Annotated in this window: 2 protein-coding genes; both read left to right on the top strand. The window is 69.3% G+C overall.

The window, feature by feature from the left end; genetic code table 11:
* A partial coding sequence (locus AC51EU_RS30550; protein ID WP_496270337.1) for a metallophosphoesterase family protein occupies positions 1 to 756 on the top strand: 756 nt, incomplete at its 5' end.
* Positions 757 to 791: 35 nt separating this feature from the next.
* A partial coding sequence (locus AC51EU_RS30545) for an MFS transporter (RefSeq protein WP_496270336.1) occupies positions 792 to 1,392 on the top strand: 601 nt, incomplete at its 3' end.

The raw sequence follows: 1,392 nt of genomic DNA, 5'->3' as shown, positions 1-1,392 counted from the left end.
TGCACCGCCAAGAAGAGCGACTGCGTACACCCGAAGACCGCGGCGCTCGTCCGGAAGATCGACCCGGCGTTCGTCATGACCATGGGCGACAACCAGTACGACGACGCCCGCTACAAGGACTTCACCCGCTACTACGACACCAGCTGGGGCGCCTTCAAGGACAGGACCCGTCCCGTCGCGGGCAACCACGAGACCTACGACCCGGACGGCGAACTCACGGGCTACAAGAAGTACTTCGGCAAGATCGCCTACCCCAAGGGCAAGCCGTACTACAGCTTCGACAAGAACAACTGGCACTTCATCGCGCTGGACTCCAACAACCTCAACTCCTCCCAGATCGACTGGCTCAAGAAGGACCTCGCCGCCAACTCCAGGAAGTGCGTGGCCGCCTACTGGCACCACCCCCTCTTCTCCTCCGGCGAGCACGGCAACGACCCGGTCAGCAGGCCCGTGTGGAAACTGCTCCAGGACGCCGGGGCCGAACTCGTCCTCAACGGCCACGACCACCACTACGAGCGCTTCGCCCCGCAGGACGCGGACGGCAGGGCCGACAAGAACGGACTGGTCGAACTCCTCGGCGGCATGGGCGGCGCCCACCCCTACAAGATCGAGGAAGTACAGCGCAACAGCGAGAAGCGGCTGACGAACACCTACGGCGTGATCAAGCTGAACTTCACCGACACCGGCTTCTCCTGGCAGCTGGTGGGCACCGACGGCGGCGTCAAGGACAGCAGCCCCGCCTACGCGTGCCACTGAGCCCGACCGCCCCCGCGACCCACGGGATTCCGTAGATGTATCTCGCGACCACGGACGCGGTCACCACGGCGGCCAGGGCGAACCGCGGCCGCGTCGGCGGGCCGGTCCTGGCCCTCGGCGCGGTCAGCCTCGTCACCGACATCTCCTCCGAGATGGTCACCGCCGTGCTGCCGCTCTACTTCGTCCTCCAACTCGGCCTCTCCCCCCTACAGTTCGGCTTCCTCGACGGCCTCTACAACGGCGTCACCGCCCTCGTCCGGCTGGTGGGCGGGCACGCCGCCGACCGCGGCGGACGGCACAAGCTCGTCGCCGGCTGGGGCTACGCCGTGTCCGCGCTGTCCCGCCTCGGGCTGCTGCTCGCCGGGGGCGGCACCGCCGGCATCGCCGCCTCCCTCGCCGCCGACCGCCTCGGCAAGGGCGTACGCACCGCGCCCCGCGACGCCCTGATCTCGCTGAGCGCGCCACCTGACGCGCTCGGCCGGGCGTTCGGCGTGCACCGCGCGATGGACACCACCGGCGCGCTGCTCGGCCCGCTCGCCGCCTTCGCGCTGCTGTGGGCCACCGCCGACGCCTACGACGCGGTGTTCGTCGTCAGCTTCTGCGTCGGGCTGCTCGGCGTCCTCCTGCTCGTCGCCT

The organism is Candidatus Streptomyces philanthi (genome assembly GCF_059553635.1).
Note: the sequence above shows the minus strand (reverse complement) of the source record. Positions and strands in the feature narration are given on the sequence as shown.